This is a genomic window from Pontiella sp. (assembly GCF_041622395.1).
In the GTDB taxonomy this organism is placed as follows: domain Bacteria; phylum Verrucomicrobiota; class Kiritimatiellia; order Kiritimatiellales; family Pontiellaceae; genus Pontiella.
Genome location: NZ_JBFJYW010000380.1, coordinates 1 through 2,875, shown reverse-complemented (window position 1 = coordinate 2,875; position 2,875 = coordinate 1). Strand labels below are relative to the sequence as shown.

General features: G+C 58.7%; 2 protein-coding genes. Both read right to left on the bottom strand.

Annotated features, from left to right (window positions below):
• A partial coding sequence (locus ABYO54_RS15755) for a sulfatase-like hydrolase/transferase (protein WP_372809186.1) occupies positions 1-705 on the bottom strand: 705 nt, incomplete at its 3' end.
• Between the two features lie 164 nt (positions 706-869).
• Positions 870-2,570 (bottom strand): arylsulfatase, encoded by a 1,701-nt coding sequence (locus ABYO54_RS15750; protein ID WP_372809185.1) that lies wholly within the window; start codon positions 2,568-2,570, stop codon positions 870-872.
• Between the last annotated feature and the right edge of the window lie 305 nt (positions 2,571-2,875).

The window sequence follows — 2,875 nt, the reverse complement described above, 5'->3', positions numbered from 1 at the left end:
TTCGGGAACAGCAGGAATGTCAATCGTTGCGGGATCGATGGCATCCCAATGCTTTTTCGGAACGATCATCGGCGGATGGGGCCTGTAGATGCCATAGGCGAGGAAGAACGGTTGGCCCGTCTTGTGCGGATGGTGCTTGCCGAGCAATTCAACGGCGGCGGCCAATCCCTGGCCATCGGCCATTTCCTTATCGTCGATCTCCGGGGCGGAATACCGAATCCGAACACCGGACCCGCCCTTTTCCCCACAGGTGGTCGCCTTCTCCCAGTTTTCCTCAACCGCATCCCATCCGGTATTGTTCACGGCAACGTCCCAGCCGGACGGATCGTCCGTACCTGGTCCACCGATACCGCCGGGAATACTCATGTGGAAGATCTTTCCCACCCGCGCGGTTACATATCCGTTTTCCCGGAACAGGCGCGGCAGCGAGGTGTAGTCGGCCAGATATTGGCCATAGGTTCCGCCCTTGTTGTGCGTATAGCCGGTTTCGAAGGGATATTTCCCCGACATCATCGATGCCCGGCTCGGCCCGCAGGTGTGGTATTGGCAATAGGTGTTCCTGAAAACGACGCCCTTTTGGGCGAGCGCATCCAGATGGGGTGTCACGGCAACGGGATCGCCATAACAACCCAGCCGATCCGCAAGGTCGTCCGCGATAATGAACAACACATTCGGGCGGTCGCCATCCGCACCCACGCATGCCATTGCCGCAAGCAGCAAAACACCAAGCAACCTATTCTTGCCCAAAATCATTCTACGTTTAAGCGGGGCAACAGCGCCTGAATCCCCCAGCGGCCTCATCCAGGCACGGATTGATTTCTTCCATTCCCGCGGCTTCGTCGCAGATTCGGGACTGTCCGCCAGATGCTTCATTTCTTCACCTCTTTGTCATAGGGGCCGGGCGTGACCAAGGCGCGGACGGCCCAGTCGTTCCATTCCTTTGCCAGTTGCAGTACCCGTTCGGGATTCGACTTGGCCAGATCGTTCATTTCGCTGCGGTCCGCATCCATGTCATAGAGTTGCCACGCCCCGTTGGCGCCTTTGGCGACGAGCTTCCACTTGCCCTTTCTGATGGCGCGGTTGCCCTCGTGCTCGAAGTAGAGCGTGTCGCGGTCGATGGCGCCGCCGTCAAAAGTTGGTACCAGGCTGGTGCCCTGCATCGGCGTGATCTCGTGCCCCTTGAATTCCGACGGATACCGCGCGCCGGAAAGATCGACGCAGGTGGCCATGATGTCGATGATCTGTCCGGGCTGGTGCTCGATGCGGTTTTTCCGTTTGATCCCTTTCGGCCAATGGGCGATCAAGGGGGTGCTGATACCGCCCTCGTGGACATAATGCTTGTATTCCTTGAACGGGGTGTTCGACACATTGGCCCATTCCTTGCCATAGCTGATGTAGGTATCCGGCGGACCGGCCATGACGCCGACGCCCTTCCGGACCGGCCAGCCGTCGCGCGTCTTTTTGTTTTTCATCTCCATCTGCAGCTCGTCCCGGTCCATCGGCGGGAGGGTCGGCTTGTCGGCCCTCGGCTGGCCGCCGTCACCGCGCCCGAGCCATTTTCCGCCCTCGGCGCAGCCGCCGTTGTCCTGCAGGAACAGGATGAGGGTATTCTCCAGTTCGCCCTGCTTCTTCAACTCGGCCACGATGCGGCCGATGCCCTGGTCCATGGCATCGACCATGGCGGCATAGACCTCCATGTTTCGCGCCTCCCAGGCTTTGTCTTTCACCTTGTCCCAATTTCCAATGGTTGGAGAACGCTTGCATTCCTTCTGAATCAGGCCCAGTTCCTTTAGCTTTTCGTAACGCGCTTTGCGAATCGGCTCGAAGCCATCGTCATACATGCCCTTGTATTTGACGATGTCCCGCTCCCGCGCATGCATCGGCCAATGCGCGGCCGTGTAGGCGACATACATGAAAAAGGGATTGTTGCCGGGGTGTTCGCGGATGTAGCGCACCGCGTTATCGGAAATGGCATCGGTGTAGTACCACGGTTCGGCGGGCCGGTATTCGGGATCGTTGTCCGGCGTGATGTGCGTGTTGCCGCGCACCAGCGTGGTCGGGTCCCACAGGCTGCCTGCTCCCAGAATGGTGCCATAGAATCGTTCGAACCCGCGCTGGCGCGGCCAATTGGACTTGCCGCTCTCGTCTTCGGGAAACAGCTGCTTGGTCACATGCCACTTGCCCGACATGTAGGTGCTGTAGCCCGCCGGCTTCAGCACCTCGGCAATCGTCAGGCAATGCTCGTTCAGATCGCCGCGGTAGCCGTCGAACCCCTTGTCCTCAACCATATGACCGATGCCCGTCTGGTGGGGATGGAGCCCCGTCAGCAGCGAAGCGCGCGTGGGACAGCAGCGCGCCGAATTGTAGAACTGGGAATAGCGCAGGCCGTTGGCCGCCAACCCGTCGAGGTTGGGCGTATTGATCTCACCGCCGTAGCAGCCAATGTCGGAATAGCCCATGTCGTCGGACATGATCAGAATGATGTTCGGACGTTCGGCCGCATTCGCCGTGCCCATCAGAACGGCTATCGTGGCAACCATTGGCAAGAACAAGCCGTGAACCGTTTTCATGTTTCCCCCTTCGCAGATAAATACCGAGTGACGCATCAACCCTTTCTGGACGATTGGGGAAATGATGTCACATTGCCGGTTGAGTTACCAAGTTCAACCTTCACCATATCCGGCAGGTTGGCCGGCATCGAATCCGGAACGTCGGCATCGATGCCCCGTTTTCATGATACCGTTTGAGCCAGCCCGCCGAATTTCCAGAAGTGGCCCGGGGATTTTAAACCGGGCGCCGTTTCACTTCACCTACCCCTTGCATGACTTTCCCGCGTTGGGTATGTTCCGCGCAGGTTTTTGAATTTTTGAAGGAG

Coding starts and splice junctions, on each gene's coding strand:
- ABYO54_RS15750 (WP_372809185.1), bottom strand. CDS start 2,570: ATGAAAACGGTTCACGGCTTGTTCTTGCCAATGGTTGCCACGATAGCC.